The sequence below is a fragment of the Marinifilum sp. D737 genome, from assembly GCF_026672275.1.
In the GTDB taxonomy this organism is placed as follows: Bacteria; Bacteroidota; Bacteroidia; order Bacteroidales; family Marinifilaceae; genus Marinifilum.
Map to the genome: position 1 here is coordinate 1 of NZ_JANQCD010000048.1, position 22589 is coordinate 22589.

Annotated in this window: 18 protein-coding genes and 2 pseudogenes; 8 read left to right on the forward strand and 12 right to left on the reverse strand. The window is 35.7% G+C overall.

The features are described 5' to 3' along the window. The 4 genes and pseudogenes from NQ163_RS18785 to NQ163_RS18800 form a co-directional block, all read right to left on the reverse strand. A partial coding sequence (locus tag NQ163_RS18785) for a GLPGLI family protein (protein ID WP_268191871.1) occupies nucleotides 1-509 on the reverse strand: 509 nt, incomplete at its 3' end. Between the two features lie 64 nt (nucleotides 510-573). Next, complete coding sequence (locus NQ163_RS18790; RefSeq protein WP_268191872.1) at nucleotides 574-774, reverse strand: hypothetical protein; 201 nt, start codon at nucleotides 772-774, stop codon at nucleotides 574-576. Nucleotides 775-1081: 307 nt separating this feature from the next. Further along, nucleotides 1082-1495 carry a hypothetical protein gene (locus tag NQ163_RS18795; RefSeq protein WP_268191873.1) on the reverse strand — a complete coding sequence of 138 codons (414 nt, stop codon included), beginning with the start codon at nucleotides 1493-1495 and terminating at the stop codon, nucleotides 1082-1084. Between the two features lie 159 nt (nucleotides 1496-1654). Then, nucleotides 1655-1781 (reverse strand): annotated as a pseudogene (locus NQ163_RS18800) (IS1595 family transposase); the annotation flags it as partial. Between the two features lie 613 nt (nucleotides 1782-2394). Here NQ163_RS18800 and NQ163_RS20855 point away from each other — a divergent pair. Further along, nucleotides 2395-2505: pseudogene (locus NQ163_RS20855) on the forward strand (ribosome recycling factor); the annotation flags it as partial. 199 nt (nucleotides 2506-2704) lie between these two features. Here the strand turns inward: NQ163_RS20855 and NQ163_RS18805 are convergent. The 6 genes from NQ163_RS18805 to NQ163_RS18830 form a co-directional block, all read right to left on the reverse strand. Next, the gene (locus NQ163_RS18805; RefSeq protein ID WP_268191874.1) at nucleotides 2705-3265 is read right to left on the reverse strand and encodes a hypothetical protein; all 561 of its coding nucleotides are present in this window, start codon (nucleotides 3263-3265) and stop codon (nucleotides 2705-2707) included. 458 nt (nucleotides 3266-3723) lie between these two features. Beyond that, nucleotides 3724-5007, reverse strand: a complete 1284-nt coding sequence (locus tag NQ163_RS18810; RefSeq protein ID WP_268191875.1) for a M56 family metallopeptidase — start codon at nucleotides 5005-5007, stop codon at nucleotides 3724-3726. Between the two features lie 3 nt (nucleotides 5008-5010). Further along, on the reverse strand, nucleotides 5011-5385 hold the full coding sequence (locus NQ163_RS18815) for a BlaI/MecI/CopY family transcriptional regulator (RefSeq protein WP_268191876.1): 375 nt from the start codon (nucleotides 5383-5385) through the stop codon (nucleotides 5011-5013). A gap of 230 nt (nucleotides 5386-5615) precedes the next feature. Continuing rightward, a complete protein-coding gene (locus tag NQ163_RS18820) occupies nucleotides 5616-6404 on the reverse strand; it encodes a BtpA/SgcQ family protein (protein ID WP_268191877.1) in 789 nt (262 codons plus the stop codon). Between the two features lie 60 nt (nucleotides 6405-6464). Beyond that, the gene (locus tag NQ163_RS18825; RefSeq protein ID WP_268191878.1) at nucleotides 6465-6812 is read right to left on the reverse strand and encodes a four helix bundle protein; all 348 of its coding nucleotides are present in this window, start codon (nucleotides 6810-6812) and stop codon (nucleotides 6465-6467) included. Nucleotides 6813-6864: 52 nt separating this feature from the next. Continuing rightward, the gene (locus tag NQ163_RS18830) at nucleotides 6865-7875 is read right to left on the reverse strand and encodes an OmpA family protein (RefSeq protein ID WP_268191879.1); all 1011 of its coding nucleotides are present in this window, start codon (nucleotides 7873-7875) and stop codon (nucleotides 6865-6867) included. A 314-nt stretch (nucleotides 7876-8189) separates the two neighbouring features. Here NQ163_RS18830 and dxs point away from each other — a divergent pair, with 314 nt between their 5' ends. After that, nucleotides 8190-10103 (forward strand): 1-deoxy-D-xylulose-5-phosphate synthase, encoded by a 1914-nt coding sequence (gene dxs, locus NQ163_RS18835; protein WP_268191880.1) that lies wholly within the window; start codon nucleotides 8190-8192, stop codon nucleotides 10101-10103. Here dxs and NQ163_RS18840 read toward each other — a convergent pair. Further along, on the reverse strand, nucleotides 10100-10366 hold the full coding sequence (locus NQ163_RS18840; RefSeq protein WP_120238203.1) for a hypothetical protein: 267 nt from the start codon (nucleotides 10364-10366) through the stop codon (nucleotides 10100-10102). The two genes, dxs and NQ163_RS18840, sit on opposite strands and share 4 nt — an antisense overlap. Before the next feature lie 292 nt (nucleotides 10367-10658). Here NQ163_RS18840 and NQ163_RS18845 point away from each other — a divergent pair, with 292 nt between their 5' ends. Continuing rightward, complete coding sequence (locus tag NQ163_RS18845) at nucleotides 10659-12269, forward strand: SulP family inorganic anion transporter (protein ID WP_268191881.1); 1611 nt, start codon at nucleotides 10659-10661, stop codon at nucleotides 12267-12269. Between the two features lie 327 nt (nucleotides 12270-12596). Here NQ163_RS18845 and NQ163_RS18850 read toward each other — a convergent pair whose 3' ends face one another. Continuing rightward, nucleotides 12597-13790, reverse strand: a complete 1194-nt coding sequence (locus NQ163_RS18850) for an aminopeptidase C (protein WP_268191882.1) — start codon at nucleotides 13788-13790, stop codon at nucleotides 12597-12599. A 188-nt stretch (nucleotides 13791-13978) separates the two neighbouring features. Here NQ163_RS18850 and NQ163_RS18855 point away from each other — a divergent pair, with 188 nt between their 5' ends. The 5 genes from NQ163_RS18855 (at nucleotide 13979) to NQ163_RS18875 (ending at nucleotide 22424) form a co-directional block, all read left to right on the forward strand. After that, the gene (locus NQ163_RS18855) at nucleotides 13979-15619 is read left to right on the forward strand and encodes a dipeptidyl-peptidase 3 family protein (RefSeq protein WP_268191883.1); all 1641 of its coding nucleotides are present in this window, start codon (nucleotides 13979-13981) and stop codon (nucleotides 15617-15619) included. A gap of 218 nt (nucleotides 15620-15837) precedes the next feature. After that, nucleotides 15838-18561 (forward strand): sensor histidine kinase, encoded by a 2724-nt coding sequence (locus NQ163_RS18860; protein WP_268191884.1) that lies wholly within the window; start codon nucleotides 15838-15840, stop codon nucleotides 18559-18561. A 7-nt stretch (nucleotides 18562-18568) separates the two neighbouring features. Next, the gene (locus tag NQ163_RS18865) at nucleotides 18569-19213 is read left to right on the forward strand and encodes a response regulator transcription factor (RefSeq protein ID WP_120238198.1); all 645 of its coding nucleotides are present in this window, start codon (nucleotides 18569-18571) and stop codon (nucleotides 19211-19213) included. A gap of 6 nt (nucleotides 19214-19219) precedes the next feature. Beyond that, nucleotides 19220-21772 carry a sensor histidine kinase gene (locus NQ163_RS18870; protein ID WP_268191885.1) on the forward strand — a complete coding sequence of 851 codons (2553 nt, stop codon included), beginning with the start codon at nucleotides 19220-19222 and terminating at the stop codon, nucleotides 21770-21772. A gap of 10 nt (nucleotides 21773-21782) precedes the next feature. Further along, nucleotides 21783-22424: a response regulator transcription factor gene (locus NQ163_RS18875; RefSeq protein ID WP_120238196.1), complete on the forward strand. Its 642-nt coding sequence runs from the start codon at nucleotides 21783-21785 to the stop codon at nucleotides 22422-22424. Nucleotides 22425-22589 lie beyond the last annotated feature (165 nt).

Here is a 22589-nt window from a genome sequence, read left to right on the forward strand (position 1 = left end):
TACCAGGCCTGATAGTTCCTTCCTGCAAAATTACAAGTTGCCATTTTGCAATGATACAATCCAATGGTAGTATCTCTATTTGCAATTAAATTCCAGGTTAATTTCTGAATTTCATCCACTATTAAAGTTGACTTCGGGCCTAAAATTCCAATAAATCTCACATTTTCTTTTTGAGGATAATTTTTATAAATAATATACTCACACAAATGATGTACTCTTAATTGTCCCATTTGAGGAATGAGTTTAGCTAAAACATTATTCATATCCTTGTTTCTACCTTCATATAATACCGAGTCTGTATATAACATATTCTTACTACTAAACTCGGAAGAGTGCTTACCCACAAGAAGAACCATTTCCTGGTATTTTTCACTACTAGCATCTGTAGAGTCCACTTGAAAGGTATAGTCGTAATAAATTTTTTTTAGTACTGTATCTATTTTACGATAATCTTGTGTGAAAGAGTTAATTGAATAAAATAGACTCAACAGAATAAAATATTTTTTCATGGGAAATCAGGTTTAAGTTTTAAAAGAGAGTATCCAAAATCAGAATACCCTCTTAAAATCTGAACTAGCTACATACTGCTTTAAAAAGCTCTCTTACTGCACCAACGGCTTCACTTGGGCTATCATAACAATATTGTCCATTAGTAACAGGACCATTGCCACAATCCACAACTACTGTCTGGCAATCCTTTTCAGCTTTAACTGAATAAGTAGTACCCATAAGGGATACAAAACAAAGAGCAATGAATAAAGATTTAATCTTCATAATAATTGATTTTATTGGCATAAGATACCTTCTTTACGCTCTTGCCAATTGCATAAATCACCTCGTTTAGGTAGCTTTGCAATTGCAGTGTAGCTTAGCTACCAGGCTGCTTTGATATGAGGATGGCGATTAGTTATTTTTAAAATCAAAGCGGCTTTTTTCTTTCTCAAGAGTTTTAAGTAAAAAGGTCTTGATGTTCTTTTATAAAGATCAAGACCTTTTTACTTAAAGATCTTGACTTTATTTTTTTAGGTCCGAACTTTTTTAAATAAAGTCTAGACTATTTTCAAAAAATACTTGATCTTATTTATTCGCTTACCTCTTGGCTTTCGTGTGGAGTGGCAATTTTCTCGAATTTAGCACTTGCCAATTCGTCTTTAAACAATATTCCCGGGCGGAATCTTACCTTTATTCCATCAATATGACTGGCATTTAGATCTTCTTCCTTTTCTACGCCTTCGCTCTTGGCAATTAATCCCATATTACCAAACTCACCTAAGTCAACAGTATAACCATCGAGTAAGGTTTTGGGAACAATCTGAAGAAAGCCTTCAATTACAGACATGATGTCCATTTGATTTAAACTGGAACGATCGGCTATCTCTTCTGCGATAAAACGAATGTTTCTTTTGCCTTTGGTATTAATTGAAGCATAATACTTGGCTGGGGCTTGTCGGTCTCTTGGGTTTTTACGACCTACTGGTTTAAAATTAATACTCATTTCTTAAGGTTTTTTTAGTTAGTATTGAATTGAGTTATTTCTATATTTTATTAACAGTACTTAAAGATTAATCCTTATCCCAATTTTGGGTAATAATTTGAACTCATCAGAGAACTCAGTTTTAAACTCTACCCCTAATAATAATCCAATATTTTCCGTAACAGTGGCATGTAATAACCCGTCAAATAGCTTTTCCAAAATATCTCTGGTTGAGCTTGTAACAACACTCATTCAAATAGTTCTGTATATGTTTCCAAGTTGCCATATGGCTAATTCCTAACAAGTTACTATCCGATACTGATTTAAATAAACAAAGCCAAACCATTAAGTTTGTAGAACTTCTATTTGTGCACAGTACATTTGTCTTCCTTCATAAAGCTTCTGTACTGTGCTCTTTTTCTGCTGTAACTGGCAGAACAGTTCCATTGGTGTTGAGATGGCTCCCATTTAAAGCACACTTCTTAGGTGTTTAAAAAAATTTAAAACTGTACCAGGCACCTCCATTTTTAATTTTTACAACTGTATTAATTATTAAATAAGATTTATGATACAATTTAGGAGGTCCTATTTTATAAAAAAAAATATCCACCATAGATAATTTACCATTTTACCTACAAAAACCACTATGCCTGATTAGATAATCATAATTTTGCCATAACTTTACCATAAGCTTTGGAGTCTAGCAGCTTATTAGTCTTTAAGTTATAATCTATAGCCAAGTATTTACTATATTTTAGTTTTCCAGTTCTTACTACCCTATTATTTTGTACTCATGAAATTACCATTGCGAACATGAATACTGGTAGTCGTATTTTTCTTTTTCTATGGATAGGTTTTCCTATGGCTCGTAGCGATACCAAAGTGGAATAAAATAAGTAGTTAAAGAAGGTCTTTTAGAAGATTTAGAGAAAGATGCCGAAGGAGAAGTGCAAAACATGACCGATAGCTACGGTAAAAAAATTGAGGCTATGCTTGCAGAAAAAGAGAAAGATATAATGACCATATCATAAAAAGAAAGCTGCCAAATGGCAGCTTTTTTTATTTATTCTATTATTGTAATTTAAATTTAAGCTTAAATTCGAGCTTCTTCCCTATCCAAGCCTGATTGAATGAAAACAGATCGTATATACGAACAATCCTATATAAATTTAGGATTATTCGTATTTTTTTTAATTATTAATAATGAATATTTTAGAAATTCATTTGTATTTACAAACCAATACCAATTTTGACATTAAAAGCATAAACATCAATATTTTTATTCTTTATTGAATTAGCATCCAGCACATAAATATTAGAAAGTTTATTAAGATCATAATTTACAGAAATATGCATATTTTTCTTTTTTGTAATTGAAAATCGATAACCTCCACCCATTTTAAAAACAGCTGACCTAATTTCAGTAGGATTATATAAAGTATAACCTATTCCAGTATTTATAAAGAATGTATTTCTACGTTCATTAATAAAATATTTATAATCAAGAATTGTAGGAGTTATTTTTCCTCCTAAGAAAAAAGCATCATGCATACTCAATCCTAAACTTAATGTATTTTGATTATTAAACTTATAATTTAAATACACAGTTAGTTCTATTGGGGTCAGACTTACCATATCACTAACACTTGTGAACTCTTGATTTCCAACAGAAAAACTATGAAAATATTTATTTCCAATCTCTAACCCTAAATTAATTTTTTTAGGTTCGTTATTTTGTGCAAAAATTAATATTGGTACAAATAACAATATTATAACTAGTAATTTTTTCATGTTAATATCTATTTTTTATAATTACTTTAAACATTTAAGGGTTTATACTGATTAATAAATTTTTATTTATTCCTGTTCTCTGAATTTATTTTTGCCTCTTCTGTATATTGCATATTCAATCGGCTAATCCCATTTTAGATGTCTCTTTACTTTTTTATTCCGAAAATAATAAAAAAGCAACCCTCTTGTATGTTAACAAAACATTAATTTTAATTTTTATACTTTTAAACTGAAAATAAAAAATCCCAGTTAATGCCTGGGATTTTACTTAAATTAGGTAAACAACTACCTAAAACACTATACACTTTGTTTTAGTTTACTTATTATTTGCATTTTATCGCTTCATATTTTCCATGCCCCATAATACGCCTAAAAAAACCTCTCCTTATTTAAAAAACAAGACCCATGAAAAACAAGTTTTCATGGGTTAATTTTTCTTTTTATTAATTAGGCAATAACTATTGCAATTTAAACTTCAGCTTAAATTCAAGCTTTTTCCCTATCCAAGCCTGATGGGTCAATTGTGGTAAGGATTTTAAAATACGTGTAGTCTCTTTTTCCAGGCTCTTTATGCCTGCCTGACTATTATCCTGATTTCCTCCAGAATTTTTATAGGCAGTAATCACAACCTCATCAATTTTAACCACATTGTCCTGACTTTTCCGAGCAATTTTAACACCTTTTACTTGTCCATTTTTATCAATAGTAACATGGGCAATTACATCGGCTTGTGTATAATTCTCTTGAGCTTTTACAGGATACTTTACGTTTCTGGCAATATACTTCTGCAAATCCAACATATTAGCGATTGTCTGTTCCGCTTTCTTTTCAACCTTTACATCTTCGGACTGCTTAGGATTGGTAAATGCCAACAGACTAAAAGTCAATATAGGCAATAAGAGTAATCCTTTTAATCTATGTATCGTTCTATTTTTATTTGATTTGTTCATCATGATTATCCTTTTTTTAGTAAGACTTTGATTGTAATTATTAACCAAATGGTTTTGTCCTTGCCCACGTACAAGATTGAGTAAGGAGTATTGATAATCTTTCGGATCTGGCAGATTCTTTAACATGATGTTGTCAACACAAAATTCATGATTATTGGCAATTAAATTTCGTAACCACCATGCAAAAGGATTCCACCATTGAAAGATTAGCATACATTCAACTAGAGTAAGATCGATAGAGTGCCATCCGGCGCAATGCGTTTTTTCATGCTCTAAAATAAGTTGACTCTCTCTGCTTTTTTCCAATTCTTTAGGAATAAAAATGGTTCTGAAGAAAGAAAATGGCCCTAGCTTTGAGTCTGGCAGAACTGCTAGCGAAAATCCTTTATAGGATTTACATTCTGCACTCTTTTTTAAACTTAAAATAGAAGCATAGCCGTAAAAAAGCCTGACCAAGAATACAAGACTAATCAGCCCATACAGCACAATGCTCAAAAACTCTATCGAAAAAGAAAAATGATTCGTTGACTGAACTGTATCCGTATTCATTTGACCGACCGATACAAAAGTATGTAAAGGTACAGTGGCACCCATATCAGTAAACAACATCTTTTTCAACCAAACAGGCATGGTAATTAATGGCACTATCCATGGTAATAAAAGGCTACCAACCAGCCATAACCTGTTGCGCTTAAAAAAGCTATCATTCGATAATACGAGCACATACAAAAGAACTGATACTGCCAGTACAATTCCTCCTTTAATTTGATATTCCCAAAACATTTCGACCATAGCTTACTCCTTTTCTTCTTTTTTTTCAATCAGATCAATGAGTTCCTTAAGATCATCAACATTTAGTTTTTCTTCCTTCACAAAAAATGAAACCACACTTTTATAGGAAGATTCAAAATAATCCGATACTACATTTTTAATGAATAGCTTCCGATACTCCTCTCTTGTTATTACCGGATAATATTCATGTGTATTACCATAGGAATTGTGAGATACAAAGCCTTTTTCCTCTAATCCGCGAATAATTGTACTAAAAGTATTGTAGTGTGGTTTAGGTTCCGAATGCTGTTTTAGCAAGTCTTTCACAAAACCTTTACCTGCATTCCACAATATCTTCATTACATCTTCTTCCCGTTTCGTTAATCGTTTTGTATGCATTTAAATTGCCTTTTTTATATACCATGAATAATGTTGACAATTCAAATGTAACTATTTTTTTCGTTTCATCAACTATTTTTCTCGTTCTTTAACTATTTTTCTCGTTGAGAAACGGGTTTTCTAGTTGCAATGGTGTAAAATTGTTTAAAACATTAACTTATGAATACAAAAAAAGCCCAAGAGATCTTATCTCTTAGACTTTTACAATTCTATTATTAATTTTTGAAAGTCTATTTTCTAAGCTGCTTCACTTTTTCCATAAATACCTTTAAACGATCTTTCGATATTGGATTCTTCCAAAAACCATTTTCTTTAAAATGTGAACCAACAATAAAGCCCGAAGCATAATTCCAATATTCATCCAGATTATCCGAAGTAATACCCGATCCTATTAGTACCGGAATTTGAACTTTATCTTTCAAACTCTTTAACTCGTGAAGATATACAGCTTTCCCTGTTGAAGATCCTGTTATAATTAGACCATCACTCAGGAAAAATTCAGCAGCTTTTGCGGTTTCATCAATGTCAACATCGGCAGTAAGGGCATGCGAACTGTGTTTCTTTTTTATATCGGTAAAGATCTTCACATCTTCGGCTCCTATTGCTTTGCGGTATCTCAATAGTTCACCAGCGCAAGAATCTATATACCCCTCATCCGCCACATGTCCGAACACAAAACCTTCTGCTCTTATAAACTGAAAATTTGCAGCCTTGGCCACTGCTAAAGCTTCTTTATTGGCTCCGGCCAATATTTGTATGCCCAATGGTAGGTCAACCGCTTCGCGAATGGCTTTTGCCACTACCGCCATGCTTGCAGTAATTTCCGGTCCAACTTCGCCTTTAAGGTAAGGAACATCATGCATGTTTTCAATCATGATGGCGTCCAGTCCAGCTTCTTCATAAATCTTGGCTTCCTGAACCGCAATTTCACAAATTTCTTCGATACTGTGCTTATTATTGGGGGTTCCTGGCAAGGCTTGCACATGTACCATGCCGATGATTGTTTTATTTAGTTGCATATCTTATAAAAGTTTCAAGCTTCAAGTTAAGCCTCAAGCTTCAAGCTACAAGCTTCAAGTTTAGATTAATTTTCTAATCAAACCTTGCAGCATTTTTTGCACTTCGCAAGTTTGATCAATAGTTTGTTCTATATCTTTATTTATTATTTGTAAGGACTGAATTAGCAATAACTGGGTCTCCAATTCAAATGCAGAACCCAAAGCAATTTCCAAATATCTTTTGTACTCCTTCTCAGTACTTTTTGCAGATCCTTCTGCAATATTACTTGGAATCGATACTGCACTTCTTGTTATCTGGCTATAAAGCCCATATCGTTCTTCCTTAGGAAGGAATTTAGCCAAAAAATAAATCTCTTTTGCCAAGGACATACTCTTCTTCCAAACTTCTAATTTCTTAAAGTTCTTCATCTTTCATCAAATTAATCATTTTTCTTGTAGCTTGAAGCTTGTAGCTGAAAGCCTAGTTACTTTCTAAAATTTGAAACAATTCATCCAACTTAGGAGTCAAAATAATTTCTGTTCTACGATTTTTGCTTCGTCCTGCCGAACTTGCATTGGTTTCAACCGGAACATATTTACTACGGCCTGCAACAGTTAATCGATTTGGAGCTACTCCTTTATTCTTAATAATGATTCTTACAATTGAAGTTGCTCTTTTAACACTTAAATCCCAGTTGTCCTTTAATACACCGCTTCCATTGTAAGGAACATTGTCGGTATGCCCTTCAATCATTACATTGATATCCTTATTTTGAGCCAATACTTTTGACAATTGTCCCAATGCCTGAACTCCGCGCTGATCAACAGTATAAGAACCAGATCTAAACAGCAATTTCTCATCCATGGAAACATACACCTTTCCATTCCTGGTACTAATTGACAAACCATTTCCTTCAAAACCGGTCAATGCGCTCATCACTTTATCTTTCAGAGCTTTTACGGCCTCATCTTTTCTTCTTAAGGCCGATTCCAATTCTCTAAGCTTTTGATCTCTTTTCCCCAATTCTGCCTGTAATGCATCCAACTTTCTCTTTCTTGCATCCATTTGCTTTTCAAGAGCCAAAACCTCATCTTCCCGCAGTTGTAAATCGTTTTGAGCTTTACGTATTTGTTCAAGTAAAGCCTTTGTTTCACGAGCATTTCCAGCCTGCATTCCTGCCAATTGATCCATAAAATCTCGATTGCTTCTTTCTGCACGACTTAACCTTTCTCTTGCTGATTGTAATCTTCTGGATAAAGCAATGGTATCAGAAAGAATATTATCGTACTTTCCTTTTAAAACATCATATTTTCCTTTCAGCTCGTTATTACTCTCACTCAATTCAAGATTTTTCTCTTTCTGCATTTCAAGTTCTTCTATACAATTGGCTTGTTTGTTCTGAAGTTCTTGATATTGCTTTGTCGGAACACATGAAAAAAGACTTACCGCTAATAACAAAGCGATTATTGATGGGCTTAATTTTTTAATCATTTTAAATCATTCTTTTATTAGTAATAGAACTCGCTTATATCAATTTCATTAAAGAATAAGCTTTTTAAAACTAGAATATTTTGTACTTGTGCAAGATAAAAAAGTAAGGTATAGCAGACTTGCTATGTAGCTTTTTTTAATGAAGCAGAAGTGCAAAAGAAATAATTTTATTGCTTAGTCTTTAGTTAATTTGGTATTACCTAAACAAATATATGAATACGGCGTTTTATATACGAATAACACTGCAACATTACTTGTTAATTATTTATTATCTTCGTGCAATATTTTTAACGGTATAAGGAGGAATTTCGTACATGGCGCAAGCAGATAAAAAATTATTGGATCAGATTAATTATCCGGAAGATCTTAAAAAGATTTCTGAAGATGATTTGATTCAGGTATGTTCTGAATTGCGACAGGAAATTATTGAACAGGTATCAAATAACCCAGGGCACTTTGGTGCTAGCCTGGGAGTTGTTGAACTTACTGTTGCCCTTCATTATGTCATGAATACTCCATATGACAACTTGGTTTGGGATGTTGGCCATCAGGCTTACGGACACAAAATCCTTACAGGACGAAAAGATGTTTTCCATACCAATCGTCAGTTCAAAGGAATTAGTGGGTTTCCAAACAGACAAGAAAGTGAATACGATTCTTTCACTGTAGGCCACTCTTCAACTTCTATCTCTGCAGCATTAGGAATGGCTGTAGCCGCCCAATTAAATGGTGAAACCGATAGAAAAACGGTTGCTGTGATTGGCGATGGTTCGATGACGGCAGGTTTGGCTTTCGAAGGCTTGAACAATGCGGCCGGTAATAATGCCGATTTATTGGTTATCCTGAATGATAACAATATGGCCATAGATCCTAATACGGGTGGATTGAACAATTACCTTCTGGATATTACCACATCGCAAACTTACAACAAGGTTAAAAATGATGTATGGAGACTTCTTGGAAAATTCAACAGAATCAATCCAAACACTCAAAAGTTGTTTCAAAAGGTAGAAAATGGTGTAAAAACCATTTTATTGAAGCAAAGTAATCTTTTTGAAGCGCTTAACTTTAGATATTTCGGTCCGGTTGATGGTCATGATGTAAATCACATGGTTAAAGTACTGAGTGATCTGCAAAAAATTCCCGGGCCAAAAATACTACACTGTATTACAAAAAAAGGCAAAGGATTTAAGCAAGCCGAAATCGATCAAACCTATTGGCATGCTCCTGGTAAATTCGATAAGGAAACAGGGGAAATAATTCAATCGAAAGACAACGGACCACAAGCTCCAAAATTTCAGGATGTGTTTGGGGAAACATTGGTTGATCTTGCCAAAATGAATGACAAGATTGTAGGGATTACTCCTGCAATGCCAACTGGCAGTTCAATGAACAAACTGATGGAAGCAATGCCCGAAAGAGCCTTTGACGTTGGTATTGCAGAACAACATGCCGTTACATTCTCAGGCGGATTGGCTGCTCAAGGAAAAATTCCGTTTTGTGCCATCTACTCATCATTTATGCAACGTGCCTACGACCAGGTAATTCATGATGTAGCCTTACAAGGTGTAAATGTTGTTTTCTGTTTGGATAGAGGTGGATTGGTTGGTGCCGATGGTGCAACTCACCATGGTGTTTACGATCTTGCTTTTATGCGTTGTGTTCCAAACCTAACCATAGCAGCTCCATTAAACGAAATAGAGTTGCGTAATCTCATGTTTACCGCTCAGCAGGAAAATATGGGAGCATTTTCTATTCGTTATCCTCGTGGAAGAGGAAGAATTATTGATTGGAAACAGGAATTTGAAATTCTTCCTGTTGGGAAAGGTCAAAAACTAAAAGATGGTGACGATTTAGCCATTCTATCGATCGGAGCTATCGGAACAGAGGCAATAGATGCCATTGAAGAATTGGAAAAAGAAGGTATTTCTATCGCTCATTACGACATGAGATATTTGAAACCTCTTGATGAAGAATTGCTAGATGAAGTTTTCTCGAAACACAATAATATCATTACTCTTGAAGATGGTTGTATTGTTGGTGGATTGGGATCAGCAGTTTTAGAGTTTATGAGTGATAATGGATATCAAAGCAGAATAACCCGCCTTGGAGTTCCTGACAAATGGGTTGAGCAAGGAACCCAGCAAGAACTCTACAAAGAATGTGGTTACGACAAAGAAGGAATTATAGCTACTGTAAATAAAGTGTTAGCAAAACATACAAGCTAAACCCCATCTCTGTATCCATCCGAATAAGGATCCAAGCCTTCAAAATCGCCTGTAAAGGAATCCATTTGCGATTGCATTTCCTTATCCATTTTAATTAAATATACAGTATCTTCAGTACGTAATTCAATTACATTTATTTTCTTACCATTAGGCTTTGTGATTTTTATTAAATCATCTTCGTAGATTCCATCCGGAAAAGATTTGATCAACAATTGCAACAAATCCATTCCAATACTTTTATAGTCCTTAATTACTCTTTTCATCTCTTACTGATAATCATTTTTATCAAACCAAATCATGTAATCCCTTTCGGGTAAGAGTGTATAAATCAGGATTGTTTTGCTGATATCAATTTAAGGAAATTAGAAATAGCAGAAAAAAATATTTTATCTCGCTTTAAGCAAATTTAGAGTGGATATTTGTTAATTCTTAATTGCCAATTGGTTTTATATCGTTTTCGCTCAAAATATTTACAATTTATTGATATAAAGTGCATGCCAGTTCAAACCAAAAGCCTATTTTTGCGCCCTTAATCAAAATTTTAGGTTTTAAAACATGGTAGATTTTTTCAAAAAGAAAGCTAAGAATTCTAAAGATGATATTTTATCCGGTTTAACCGTTGCGCTTGCTTTGGTTCCAGAAGCTGTTGCATTTGCATTTGTAGCTGGTGTTGATCCTTTGGTAGGTTTATACGCCGCCTTTATGATCGGACTAATTACTTCAGTATTTGGCGGTCGTCCAGGTATGATTTCCGGTGCTACCGGAGCAATGGCTGTGGTATTGGTTAGCCTTGTAAAAGAAGGAAACGAAATGGGAATGGCTATGGCTACTCCTGTAGAAAATATGGGACTGAATTACTTGTTCGCTACAATTGTTCTTACAGGTATCATTCAGTTTTTAGCCGGAGTGTTCAAATTTGGTAAATTCGTTCGTTTGATTCCTCATCCTGTTATGATGGGATTCGTAAACGGATTGGCAATTGTAATTTTCCTTTCTCAATTGGGAATGTTTACCGAAAAAATAGCAGGAGAAGCTGTATGGTTGCACGGAGCAGAACTTTACACCATGATTGGATTGGTTATTTTAACCATGGCCATCATGTTCTTCCTACCAAAACTAACCTCTAAAATTCCAGCAGCCTTAACCGGTATTGTAGTGGTTTCGGCCATTGTTATTTTTGGAGGATTAGATGTTAGCACCGTTGGATCATTTATTAGAGATGGTGGAGGTTCCGGTTTGGAAGGTGGTTTACCAACATTCCAGTCGCAACTATTTACCATGGTTCCTTTCACATGGGAAACCATCAAATTTGTATTGCCTTACGCCTCTATTTTGGCTGCAATTGGTTTGATCGAATCCTTGATGACTCTGAACCTATTGGATGAGATTACCAACAGTCGTGGAAATGGTAACCGCGAATGTATGGCACAGGGTGCCGCAAATATCGTTACCGGATTTTTTGGTGGAATGGGTGGTTGTGCAATGATCGGACAATCATTAATCAACGTAAAATCTGGTGGTCGTGGAAGATTATCAGGTATTATTGCTGCGGTTACTTTATTGGCATTTATCCTATTTGCTGCTCCATATATCGAAATGGTTCCTATCGCAGCATTGGTTGGTGTAATGTTTATGGTGGTTATCGGAACCTTTGCATGGTCGAGCTTCCGTATTCTAAATAAAATCCCAAAATCAGATGCATTCGTGTTGATTTTGGTATCCGGTTTAACCGTTATTTTCGATTTAGCCATTGCCGTAATGGTTGGTGTAATTGTGAGTGCACTGGTTTTCTCCTGGGAGAATGCAAGAAGAATTCGTGCTCGTAAATCGATAAAAGAAGACGGCACCAAAGTTTATGAGATTTGGGGACCTCTGTTTTTCGGATCAATTACTACCTTTATGAATAAATTTGATGTTGCAAACGATCCTGAATCAGTAGAAATTGATTTTATTGAATCAAGAGTTTCTGATCACTCGGGAATTGAAGCCATTAGCAGTTTGGTAAAGAAATACGAAGATGCAGGAAAAACCATTAAGTTGAAGCACTTGAGTGAAGACTGTATTAACTTGCTGAATCGTGCTGATGATCATTTTAGAACTGTAATTATTCGAGATATCGATGACCCTCGTTACTATGTGGTAACCGATAAAGCGAAGATTGAATAGAGCGACAAGCTTAAAGTCACAATCTAACAGCTAACAGCCGAATACAGAAAGCTAACTACTGAAAGCTGATTGCTGACCGATGTAAGCTCATCACGATACCTGTTTGAGGAAGCTATTTCCTCAGACTTTTTTTTCACCTCCTTCCCACGCTGGGAGGAGGTGTTTTTTTATCAGGCAGATTAGGATTAGGTCCAAGTAGTTTTTCTACTGACACAATGTCTTTCAAATTTAACTGCCCCCTTTGTGTATGCCTGAAATATCCTTACTGATTAAAAAATGCGCTCCCAGAAGAAGCGCATCTAATTCGAAATTATAAATTCGTAATTCTTACAAACCCAACTTTGTCCTGATTGCAACAGGAATTGCATCCTTGTGCATCATTAACCCCACAGTTTTATACTGCACAAATGCTTTCGATGCATAAAAATATCCTTCGTAATTATTCAAATCGGTTCCCCAGGAGTTCTTGATTAAATAATACTTGGTTCCGTTCTGATCTTTTGCAGTACCCGTCATATGCATCAAATGATCTTCGGTTGACTGGTAGTTATCGAAAGCCAATTGTCGCATTTCCTGGCTTATTGTTTTTTCTTTTACAGGATATTCCGTTCCATAAGCAGCTTTCTGATCGCGACTCATGTTTTGCCATTTCGAAATTTCTGAATCTGCCATATTCTTCACTTCGGTATCAGGTACAACTGCAACTCCTTTTCTAAACGCAAATCCCTTCTCGCTTACATCACTCCCCCAGGCAATGCTATATCCATTTTCAATGGCATAATCAACACATTGCATCATTTCATCCATTGGCAGGTTGTAAACCTCTCCCAGTGACCAGTTATCCGGACCTTCGAAAATGAATGATTCATAAAAAGGATGATGATTGTAGGATGTAATGGTGATGTAATCATCAGGGTTAATACCCAATTCTTCACCAAACGATTTTGGACTGTATTCCTTTCCTTTATAGCTGAAGGTTTCCGGAATCTCTCCCAGGTAAGCATCTAGAATTCCATCGAATCCCTTCATCCAAACAGGAGTCAATTTTTTGTTTCTGTTTTTCACAACAGCATCCACATAAGCCTTTAAAACTGCATCCATTTCTCCATGAACAGGCAAAGTTTCATCAAATGTATTTCCTGAATAAGCTTCCTGCGGAATCATTCCAAACTTTTTCACCACATTCATGGCATCCCAACCTTCGGCTCCTGCAGAAAAGCTTTTCTTTCCATGGAAACGAACGTAATCTTTTGCCCTAAGGTGATAGTTTCTGTTCACAATGAACATTTCTGATAAGTCAAACTCCCCTTTGCCCATTCTCAACAATTCCGATTCGATGAATGATACAGTTGCAAATGACCAACAAGTTCCCGATCTGTGCTGATCTTTTACCGAGGTAGCATCCAACTGCTTTTCAATGGTAAATTGGTAAGATTTCTTTTCTTCTTTTTTCTTTTTTGCGCTTACAGGCAATATTAAGGCTACTGCCAGTAAAGCCGATAAAACGAATCTTAAATTCATGGTTATTTTGTTTGTTGTTTATAAAAAATCAAAACTGTTAGCTTTCCATGCATAAATCTTGATAATGCAATTCTTTGCTTGTACTTTTGAGTGTTTTGAAAGATCATGCAAGGTAAAAATAATCAATCAACTTTTACCCTGATTTCAAATATCATAAACAACATTTTCTAACTAATATCATTGCAAAAATGAAAAAACTCGCATCTGTTACTTTGTTGTTAGGCCTAATTATTGGTTTAGTAGCTTGTAACCAAAAAGAAAAAAAAGAAGTAGTGGTTTCTCCAACTCAAAAGTTGGTAAATCAGTATGCTGAATTCGAGCTAACTACTGATTTGAATCTTCTTACAGAGAAGGAAAAACAAATGCTTCCTATTTTAATTGAGGTAGCTGATATCATGGAAGAATTGTTCTGGAAAGATGCAATTGGTGACAAATCAGAATTCCTTTCTAAATTAACTGATCCTGCTGCTGTTGCTTACTCAAAAATTAACTATGGTGCCTGGGACAGATTAGATGACAACAAACCTTTCCTGGAAGGATTTGATGCTAAGCCAAAAGGTGCAAACTTTTATCCGAAAGATATGACTGCCGAAGAGTTCGATGCGATCCAGGATGAAATGAAAACTGACTGGTATACTAAAATCGTTCGTGATGAAGATGGCACATTAAGAGTTGCTCCATACCATGAAGTATATCCAGAAGAAATCAAAAAAGCATCTGCCTTGTTAAAAAAAGCTGCTGAATTGGCTGAAGATGCAGGTTTGAAGAAATACTTAGAACTTCGTGCTGAAGCTCTTTTAACTGATGACTATTTGGCTTCTGATTTGGCTTGGATGGATATGAAATCGAATACTATCGATTTTGTTGTTGGTCCTATCGAAACCTACGAAGATGCTCTTTACGGATACAAAGCTTCTCACTCTGGCCAAATTTTGGTTAAAGACAAAGTTTGGAGTGAAAAACTATCAAAGTTTGCTTCATTATTGCCACGCTTGCAAGAAGGTCTTCCTGTTCCTGCTGAATACAAAGCTGAAAAAGCAAATGCAAATGCAGACATGAATGCTTACGATGTAATTTATTACGCTGGTGATTGTAATGCAGGTAGCAAAAACATCGCAATTAACCTACCAAACGATCCTCGTGTACACGCTGCAAAAGGTAGTAGAAAGCTTCAGTTGAAAAATGCAATGAAAGCGAAGTTCGACAAAATCTTACTTCCTATTTCAGATTTATTGATTGACGAAAGCCAGCGCAAGAACGTTACTTTCGATGCATTCTTCGAAAATGTAATGTTTCACGAAGTAGCTCATGGTTTAGGAATCAATTATACTTTAAAAGATAAGGTAAGCGTGCGTAAGGCTCTTAAAGATACTTACACTTCTATCGAAGAAGGTAAAGCTGACATTTTAGGTTTATACATGATTACTCAAATGGCTGAGTGGGGCGAAATGGACAAGAGCAAGCTAATGGATAACTATGTTACTTTCATGGCTGGTATCTTCCGTTCGGTTCGCTTTGGTGCTGCAAGTGCTCATGGTAAAGCAAACATGATGCGTTTCTATTTCTTCGAAGAGCAAGGTGCTTTCACAAGAAATCCTGAAACCGGAACTTACAAAGTAGATTTCGAAAAAATGAAAGCTGCTATGAACGAGTTAGGAAGACAAATCCTAATTGTTCAGGGTGATGGTAACTACGAATTAGCGAAACAAATGATTGCTGAAAGAGGTTTTATTCGTGAAGATTTACAAAAAGATCTTGATCGAGTGAACAATGCTGGTATACCAAAAGATGTAGTGTTCAAGCAAGGAGTAAAAGTTCTTGGACTATAATTCAATTAATAATGAGTAATTGGTAATGAATAATTGATTACTCATAATAAGATATAAAGGCTGATTCTTTAATAAGGGTCAGCCTTTTATTTTTTTAGAATTAGTCATTTCCTGAACTGGATCAAAAAATGGGTATTTTATAACATTGTAAAACATCATTAAGCTTAGTATCTTTCCAAACATTCAATTAATTTGATGTGTTGTTTTGTATAAAAAGAATGAAGTATTTTAAAAATATATCAATCGGGATTCTGCTAATATGCATTTGTATATTGCTTTGCAGTTTTGAAACTGCTGCAAGAAAGAAACAAGTTCTAGTACTTCACTCCTATCACCAGGGATTAAATTGGACCGATAATATCAGTGAGGGAATTTTATCCGTTCTTGATCAAGATGATGACATTGAAATTATCTTTGAATACATGGATACAAAAAGGCATTCCGAGGCTGAATATTTGACCGAGTTTGCAAAACTTTACGATCTAAAACATCAAAAAAACCTATTCGATGTTATTATAGTTTGCGATAACAATGCCCTCGATTTTGTACGGACTTATTATCAGGATTACTTTGATAAAATCCCAATTGTTTTTTGTGGTGTCGATCAATTTTCATCTGGTTTAATTAGTGGTTTTGATCAGGTTACAGGGGTTACCGAAGAAATTGACTCAAAGAAAACCATCGAAATTGCGCTTCAACTGCATCCAAAAACCAAGCAATTGGTGGTGATCAACGATAACCAAACCAGATCTGCGATTCTGAACAGAAATAATGTAAGAGACATCTGGCCTGAGGTTGACACCGATGCTAAACTTGTTTTTCTTGAAAATTTATCAATTGATGAACTGATTCGAAATGTAAAAAACCTTGATCCAAAAAGCATCATATACCTTATCAATTTTAGCCGCGACAAGGAAGGAAATTATATCTCCTATCAGGAAAGTATCGAAATTATACGCGAAGTCACAAACCTACCAATATACAGTAGCTGGGAATTTTATTTTAACGAAGGTATTGTTGGTGGAATGATCACCAGTGGCTATAAACAAGGAGAACTAGCGGCAAAATCAGCCTTAAAAATTTTATATGGTGCAAATGCTTCGGATATTCCTCTTGTAAAGGAAGGATACAACCAATTCAAGTTCGATTTTGAACAGATGAAGCGATTTAAAATCCTTCCAAAACAACTACCAAAGGATAGCTTTATCAGCAATCAACCGCCTTCAATCATAAAGCAATATAGAACCTCTCTTGTTGTTATTGCCATTTTTATTGTGGTGATTATTTTCATTCTTAGATACACTACCATTAAACGAGAAAGAAATGAAAGAAGATTGAAAAAAATTAATGAAGAACTCGATAGAAGAGTTGCGGTTCGTACCAAAGAAATCATTTTTGCCAATGAAAAACTTGAATTGCAAACTGAACAAATTATAAAACAAAACAAAGAACTTGAACATCACCGCCACAACCTCCTGGAACTGGTAAAAGAACGAACCGAAAACCTTGAGCATGCCAATGAGGAATTAAAAAGCAGTAGAAATAGATTGCTTCACATGCTCGATTCCAATTCGGATGGTGTATGGGAACACAATTTTAAAACTGGTGAAATTTTCATTAGTAAAACCATTTGGGACAAACTTGGCTACCTTTCGGTAACAAAAAAAGACACTCGAGAATTGCTATGCAAAGTAATTCATCCTGAAGATTTAATCATTATTAAACAGAAAGACAAACAAAACAGATCCGGTAAAAGCGAAATGTTTGTTATCGAATTTAGAATTTGTTCTCAGAATAAAACATGGATGTGGTTCAAGGCAAAAGGCAAAATTCTAGATTACTCTGAAAATGGAGGCCCATTAAACATGGTTGGAACACTAATTGATATCAACCAACGTAAAGTGGCTGAGGAGCAAATCCGTGAGGAAGAGAAAAAGCTAAGAGTATCAGAAAAACGTTGGCGTTCATTAATTGAACAAGCTTCTGATGAAATCCTGATTTACAATATTGATGGTCAGATATTAGATGCCAATTCTGCTGCATGCAAATGGCTTGGATACAAACAAAGTCAATTATTAGAATTGAATTATAGTGAAATTGATATCGTTCACAGCAGCTCCAAGCTTCATACTTATCGAAAAAAACTAAGTACATCAAACCCTTCGGTTTCATTTGAATCAGTACAACGTCGTAAAGATGGCAGTACTTTTCCTGTTGAAATTCACCTGAGTTTAATTGAACTTCAGGATAGCAAACTAATTCTGTCTGTTGGTACCGATATCAGCATTAGACAAGAAACTGAGCGTAAAATTTTAAATGCTGTTATCAATACGGAAGAAAGCGAGAGGAAACGTTTTGCAACCGATTTGCATGATTCCATTGGTCCCTTGTTATCAAGTATTAACCTGTATCTTTCTTCACTTGGAAAAGTAAAAACTCAAGATGATAAGGATAATATTATAAGTGCTTCTTTAGACGCCGTAAACGAAGCACTGGTAAGTATTAAAGAGATCTCTAACAACCTGAGCCCACACATCTTAAATGATTTTGGCTTAGAAAAAGCAATTCAATCATTCACCAATAAGATCAATGTTTCGCAAGCCATAAATATCAGCTTTTATGCAGAAAATATGAAGGAACGGTTGAATCACCAGATAGAAGTTGTTATTTTTAGAGTAGTAACTGAGCTAATCAATAACACCATTAAACATGCCAAGGCTACAAATATAGAAATCAACCTGTCGCGTGAAGGCAAGCTTTTGTCCTTAATTTACATTGATGATGGAATAGGTTTTGACTCTAAAAAAATAAATGCCGGAACTTCGAGTGGAATGGGACTGTACAATGTGTTAAGTCGTATCCGATCATTAAATGGAACTCATAAAATAAAAAGTAATCCCGAACGTGGCGGAATGATGGCTATTATTGAAATTAAATTATAATTGCAAAATGGAAGAAAATAAGGTAATAATTGTTGACGATCACAAGATGTTTAGAAGCGGATTGCGTTTCTTATTAAGCAATATTCCAAACATTACTGTTATTGGAGAAGCCTCAAACGGAAAGGAGTTTCTTGAAATGGCTGAGAATGAAACAATCGATATTGCCTTAATGGATATCAATATGCCAGAGATGAATGGTATAGATGCCACTCGAATTGCAATGGAAAAATATCCGGATTTGAAAGTAATTGTTCTTTCAATGCATGGCGAAGAAGAATATTACGATCAGATGTTGGACGCAGGTGTGAAAGGATTCCTGTTAAAAAATTCTGATGCCGATGAATTAATTGCAGCCATAGAGGCTGTAATCGCAGGAAAATCATACTTTTCGCAAGAATTGCTTGTAGATATTTTGGATCAAAAAAGATTACAAAAACTTAGAACCGATGCGGTTAAACTCTCTACCAGAGAACTGGAAGTTTTAAAGTTGATTTGTGATGGCTTTAGTAATGCTGAGATTGCCGAACAACTTTTCATCAGCCACAGAACTGTTGATCGTCATCGTGCCAATCTTCTGAGTAAGACTGGCTGTAAAAACTCTACCTCACTGGTTATGTATGCAGTTAAAAATAAAATTGTTGAAATAGAATGATAAGCAATGAGAAAACTACTGGGTAAATACAAGTATTTCCTACTTCTTCTGGTGGTATTCCTGATTATATCCTGTCTCGATGCTTCGGCAAGAAGAAAAAAAATACTGGTACTTCACTCCTACCATCAGGGATTGAATTGGACCGATAATATCACCAAAGGCATTCTTTCCGTACTCAACCATCATGAAAACATCGAGATTCAGTTTGAGTACATGGATACCAAAAGAAGATATGACAAAGAGTATCTTGAAGAGTTTGTAAAGTTATACCGACTCAAACACAAGGGGATTCCATACAATGCAGTCATTGCCTCCGATAACAATGCTCTTTATTTTACCCGCGACCATCAGAAAGAGTTTTTTAAAGATATTCCTATAGTCTTTTGTTCCATCGATCAATTTGAAGATAGCCTCATCGAGGGAATGACCAATATCACGGGAGTTACAGAATTCATCGATTTTAAACAAACCGTTGAACAAGCCCTGCGTCTTCATCCAAAAGCCAAAAACCTGGTGGTAATCAACGATAACATTACCACATCTGCCATCATCAACCGAAACCATATCATTTCTTTTTGGCCTGAATTAAAAACAGATGTGAATTTGATCTTCCTGGAAAATCTATCCATAGAAGATTTGGTAAGAAAGGTTGAAAAGCTGGATGATTCCAACATCATTTTACTGATCAATTTCTCCAAGGACCAGGAGGGCAACTACATCTCCTACCAGGAAAACATTGAGATTATCCGCAAAGCCACTAATCTTCCCATCTACAGCTCCTGGGAGTTCTATTTTAACGAGGGAATTGTTGGGGGTATGCTCACCAGTGGAGTGAAACAAGGACAATTGGCAGCTGAACTGGCTGTAAAAGTTGTTAATGGCGCCGACATCAACAGCATTCCTTTGGTTACCGAAGGATACAACAGTTTCATGTTTGACTTTCAGCAAATGAAACGCTTTGGCATAATGGTCAACGACCTTCCAAAAAATAGTACCATCATCAATCAACCACCAAGCTTTTTGTCTAAACACAGGTCCAGTATCAATATCATTATTGCCTTTCTTACACTTATCGTTCTGATTGTAGTTTATTTGAGAGTAAAACGTAAGCGAACCGAAAACAGGCTTCTGGAAAGAAATAAAAGGCTAAAAAGCAGTCGTGATCGATTGCTGAGAATGCTTGATGCCAATTCTGATGGAGTCTGGGAGCACAATTTTGTAGAGCAAACCACTTATATCAGTAAAAATATCTGGGAAAAGCTAGGCTACAATCCTGATTTGGTGCAAAACACTCCTGAATTTGTTGAAAATCTTATCCACCCTTTCGATTTAGAAAATTTTATTTCGAACAGAGAAAAGCTAAGCCTGGGAGAAATTGACCTTTTTAATGTTGAATTCAGATTATTATCGAAAAAAGACGAATGGATTTGGCTGAAAGCAAAGGCCAAAAATCTTGACTTTACACAGGATAAAAAAGCAATCAACCTGGTAGGAACTCTCATCGATATTTCCCAAAGGAAAGAAGCAGAAGCTAAAATTAAAGAGGATGAAAAGAAGATACGAGCCTCGGAAAAGCGCTGGCGCTCCTTAATAGAGCAAGCTGCCGATGAAATTATTATCCTTGATTTTGATGGAAAAATTTTGGATGCAAACCTCTCTACCTGTAAGCTATCAGGGTACAGCCGCGAAGAAATCATTGGTGCCAATGTTACACTTCTGGACAACAAGTACAAGCTGAAACAACTGAAGTCCATGTGGAGCAAACTGAACACCGAGAATCCTTCGGTAAAATTAGAATCTATTCAAAAAAGGAAAGACAATACTACTTTCCCCATTGAAGTGCACATCAGTTTAATAGATCTGTCGGATAGCAAACTCATTCTGGCGGTAGTTAGCGATATCAGTATCAGGCAGGAAACCGAACGCAAGGTTTTGAATGCCGTTATTGAAACCGAGGAGAACGAAAGAAAACGATTTGCTACGGATCTGCACGATTCCATTGGGCCACTTCTTTCCAGCATAAACCTGTATCTTTCAGCACTTGGAAAGGCCGATTTAAGTCCAAAAAATGAACAGATGATTACTGCTTCAAGAGATATTGTGAGTGAAACCCTTGTAAATATCAAGGAAATCTCAAACAATTTAAGTCCTCATATCTTAAACGACTTTGGATTGGTGAATGCCATCAACTCATTCATCAACAAAATCAATCTTTCAAAAAGCATCAACATCTCCTTCGATACCAAGAATTTGGAGTCGAGAATGAACCAGCAAGTGGAAGTTGTGATTTACAGGGTTGTAACAGAGCTAATCAATAACACCATTAAGCATGCCGATGCCGATCATATTCAGATCAAACTCTCGCGGGAGAACAATTTGCTGAATTTAATATATATTGACGACGGAAAAGGATTCGACCCGGACGAACTCAACTACGAAAGTTCTGGCATGGGACTCTATAACATTTTAAGTAGAATTCGATCGCTAAATGGATCTCATAGCATTCAGAGTAGCGCTGAATCAGGCGGAATGATGGCTGTTGTAAATGTAAACCTTTAAAATTTCTAACATGAACGAACAAAAAATAATCATCGTTGACGATCACAAAATTTTCCGTAAAGGATTGCGTTTTTTGCTTGATGATATGGAAGGAATTCATGTGGTTGGGGAAGCCGAAAATGGACAGGAGTTTTTGGATTTGCTAAAGCTTACCACAACTGATATTGTTCTAATGGACATCAATATGCCAAAGATGAATGGTATTGATGCTACCATACATGCTCTCAGAGAGAATCCGAACCTTAATATTATTGTTCTGTCGATGCATGGAGAGGAACAATACTACGACAAAATGGTAGAAGCAGGGGTAAAAGGTTTTCTGCTTAAAAACTCCGATGTTGATGAATTGTCCACGGCTATTAATATGGTTGGAGCAGGAGGAAGTTACTTCTCACAAGAACTACTGGTGGGAATCCTCAACAAACGCAAACAACAAAAGAACCCTTCTGAGGTGGTTCACTTTACCGATCGCGAACTGGAAGTTCTTCAACTAATCTGCAAAGGATACAGCAATAACAAAATTGCAGATACCCTTTACATTAGCATTAGAACCGTGGAACGACACAGAGCCAATTTGCTGAGTAAAACCAATTGTGCCAACTCCATAGCCATGGTAATGTACGCCGTTAAAAACAATATTATTGAGATTTAAGCTCAAAACCTGACAATTACAGCCTTCTAATTAAATTCATTCCAAACAACAGTACAAAGGGCTGATTTTATAGCACTTACAACCCATTTATACGTATTTACCCTCATACACTTGTGAGGGTATTTTGGCGCAATTTGCGCAAAACTACCCTTCCCCTCCGCAATC

Bases quoted from the DNA above. Each gene is read 5' to 3' on its own strand.
- NQ163_RS18860 (WP_268191884.1), top strand. From the start codon at position 15,838: ATGAAGTATTTTAAAAATATATCAATCGGGATTCTGCTAATATGCATT.
- NQ163_RS18805 (WP_268191874.1), bottom strand. From the start codon at position 3,265: ATGAAAAAATTACTAGTTATAATATTGTTATTTGTACCAATATTAATT.
- NQ163_RS18820 (WP_268191877.1), bottom strand. From the start codon at position 6,404: ATGCAACTAAATAAAACAATCATCGGCATGGTACATGTGCAAGCCTTG.
- NQ163_RS18810 (WP_268191875.1), bottom strand. From the start codon at position 5,007: ATGGTCGAAATGTTTTGGGAATATCAAATTAAAGGAGGAATTGTACTG.
- NQ163_RS18855 (WP_268191883.1), top strand. From the start codon at position 13,979: ATGAAAAAACTCGCATCTGTTACTTTGTTGTTAGGCCTAATTATTGGT.
- dxs (WP_268191880.1), top strand. From the start codon at position 8,190: ATGGCGCAAGCAGATAAAAAATTATTGGATCAGATTAATTATCCGGAA.
- NQ163_RS18790 (WP_268191872.1), bottom strand. From the start codon at position 774: ATGAAGATTAAATCTTTATTCATTGCTCTTTGTTTTGTATCCCTTATG.
- NQ163_RS18870 (WP_268191885.1), top strand. From the start codon at position 19,220: ATGAGAAAACTACTGGGTAAATACAAGTATTTCCTACTTCTTCTGGTG.
- NQ163_RS18830 (WP_268191879.1), bottom strand. From the start codon at position 7,875: ATGATTAAAAAATTAAGCCCATCAATAATCGCTTTGTTATTAGCGGTA.
- NQ163_RS18815 (WP_268191876.1), bottom strand. From the start codon at position 5,385: ATGCATACAAAACGATTAACGAAACGGGAAGAAGATGTAATGAAGATA.
- NQ163_RS18795 (WP_268191873.1), bottom strand. From the start codon at position 1,495: ATGAGTATTAATTTTAAACCAGTAGGTCGTAAAAACCCAAGAGACCGA.
- NQ163_RS18865 (WP_120238198.1), top strand. From the start codon at position 18,569: ATGGAAGAAAATAAGGTAATAATTGTTGACGATCACAAGATGTTTAGA.
- NQ163_RS18845 (WP_268191881.1), top strand. From the start codon at position 10,659: ATGGTAGATTTTTTCAAAAAGAAAGCTAAGAATTCTAAAGATGATATT.
- NQ163_RS18850 (WP_268191882.1), bottom strand. From the start codon at position 13,790: ATGAATTTAAGATTCGTTTTATCGGCTTTACTGGCAGTAGCCTTAATA.
- NQ163_RS18840 (WP_120238203.1), bottom strand. From the start codon at position 10,366: ATGAAAAGAGTAATTAAGGACTATAAAAGTATTGGAATGGATTTGTTG.
- NQ163_RS18875 (WP_120238196.1), top strand. From the start codon at position 21,783: ATGAACGAACAAAAAATAATCATCGTTGACGATCACAAAATTTTCCGT.
- NQ163_RS18825 (WP_268191878.1), bottom strand. From the start codon at position 6,812: ATGAAGAACTTTAAGAAATTAGAAGTTTGGAAGAAGAGTATGTCCTTG.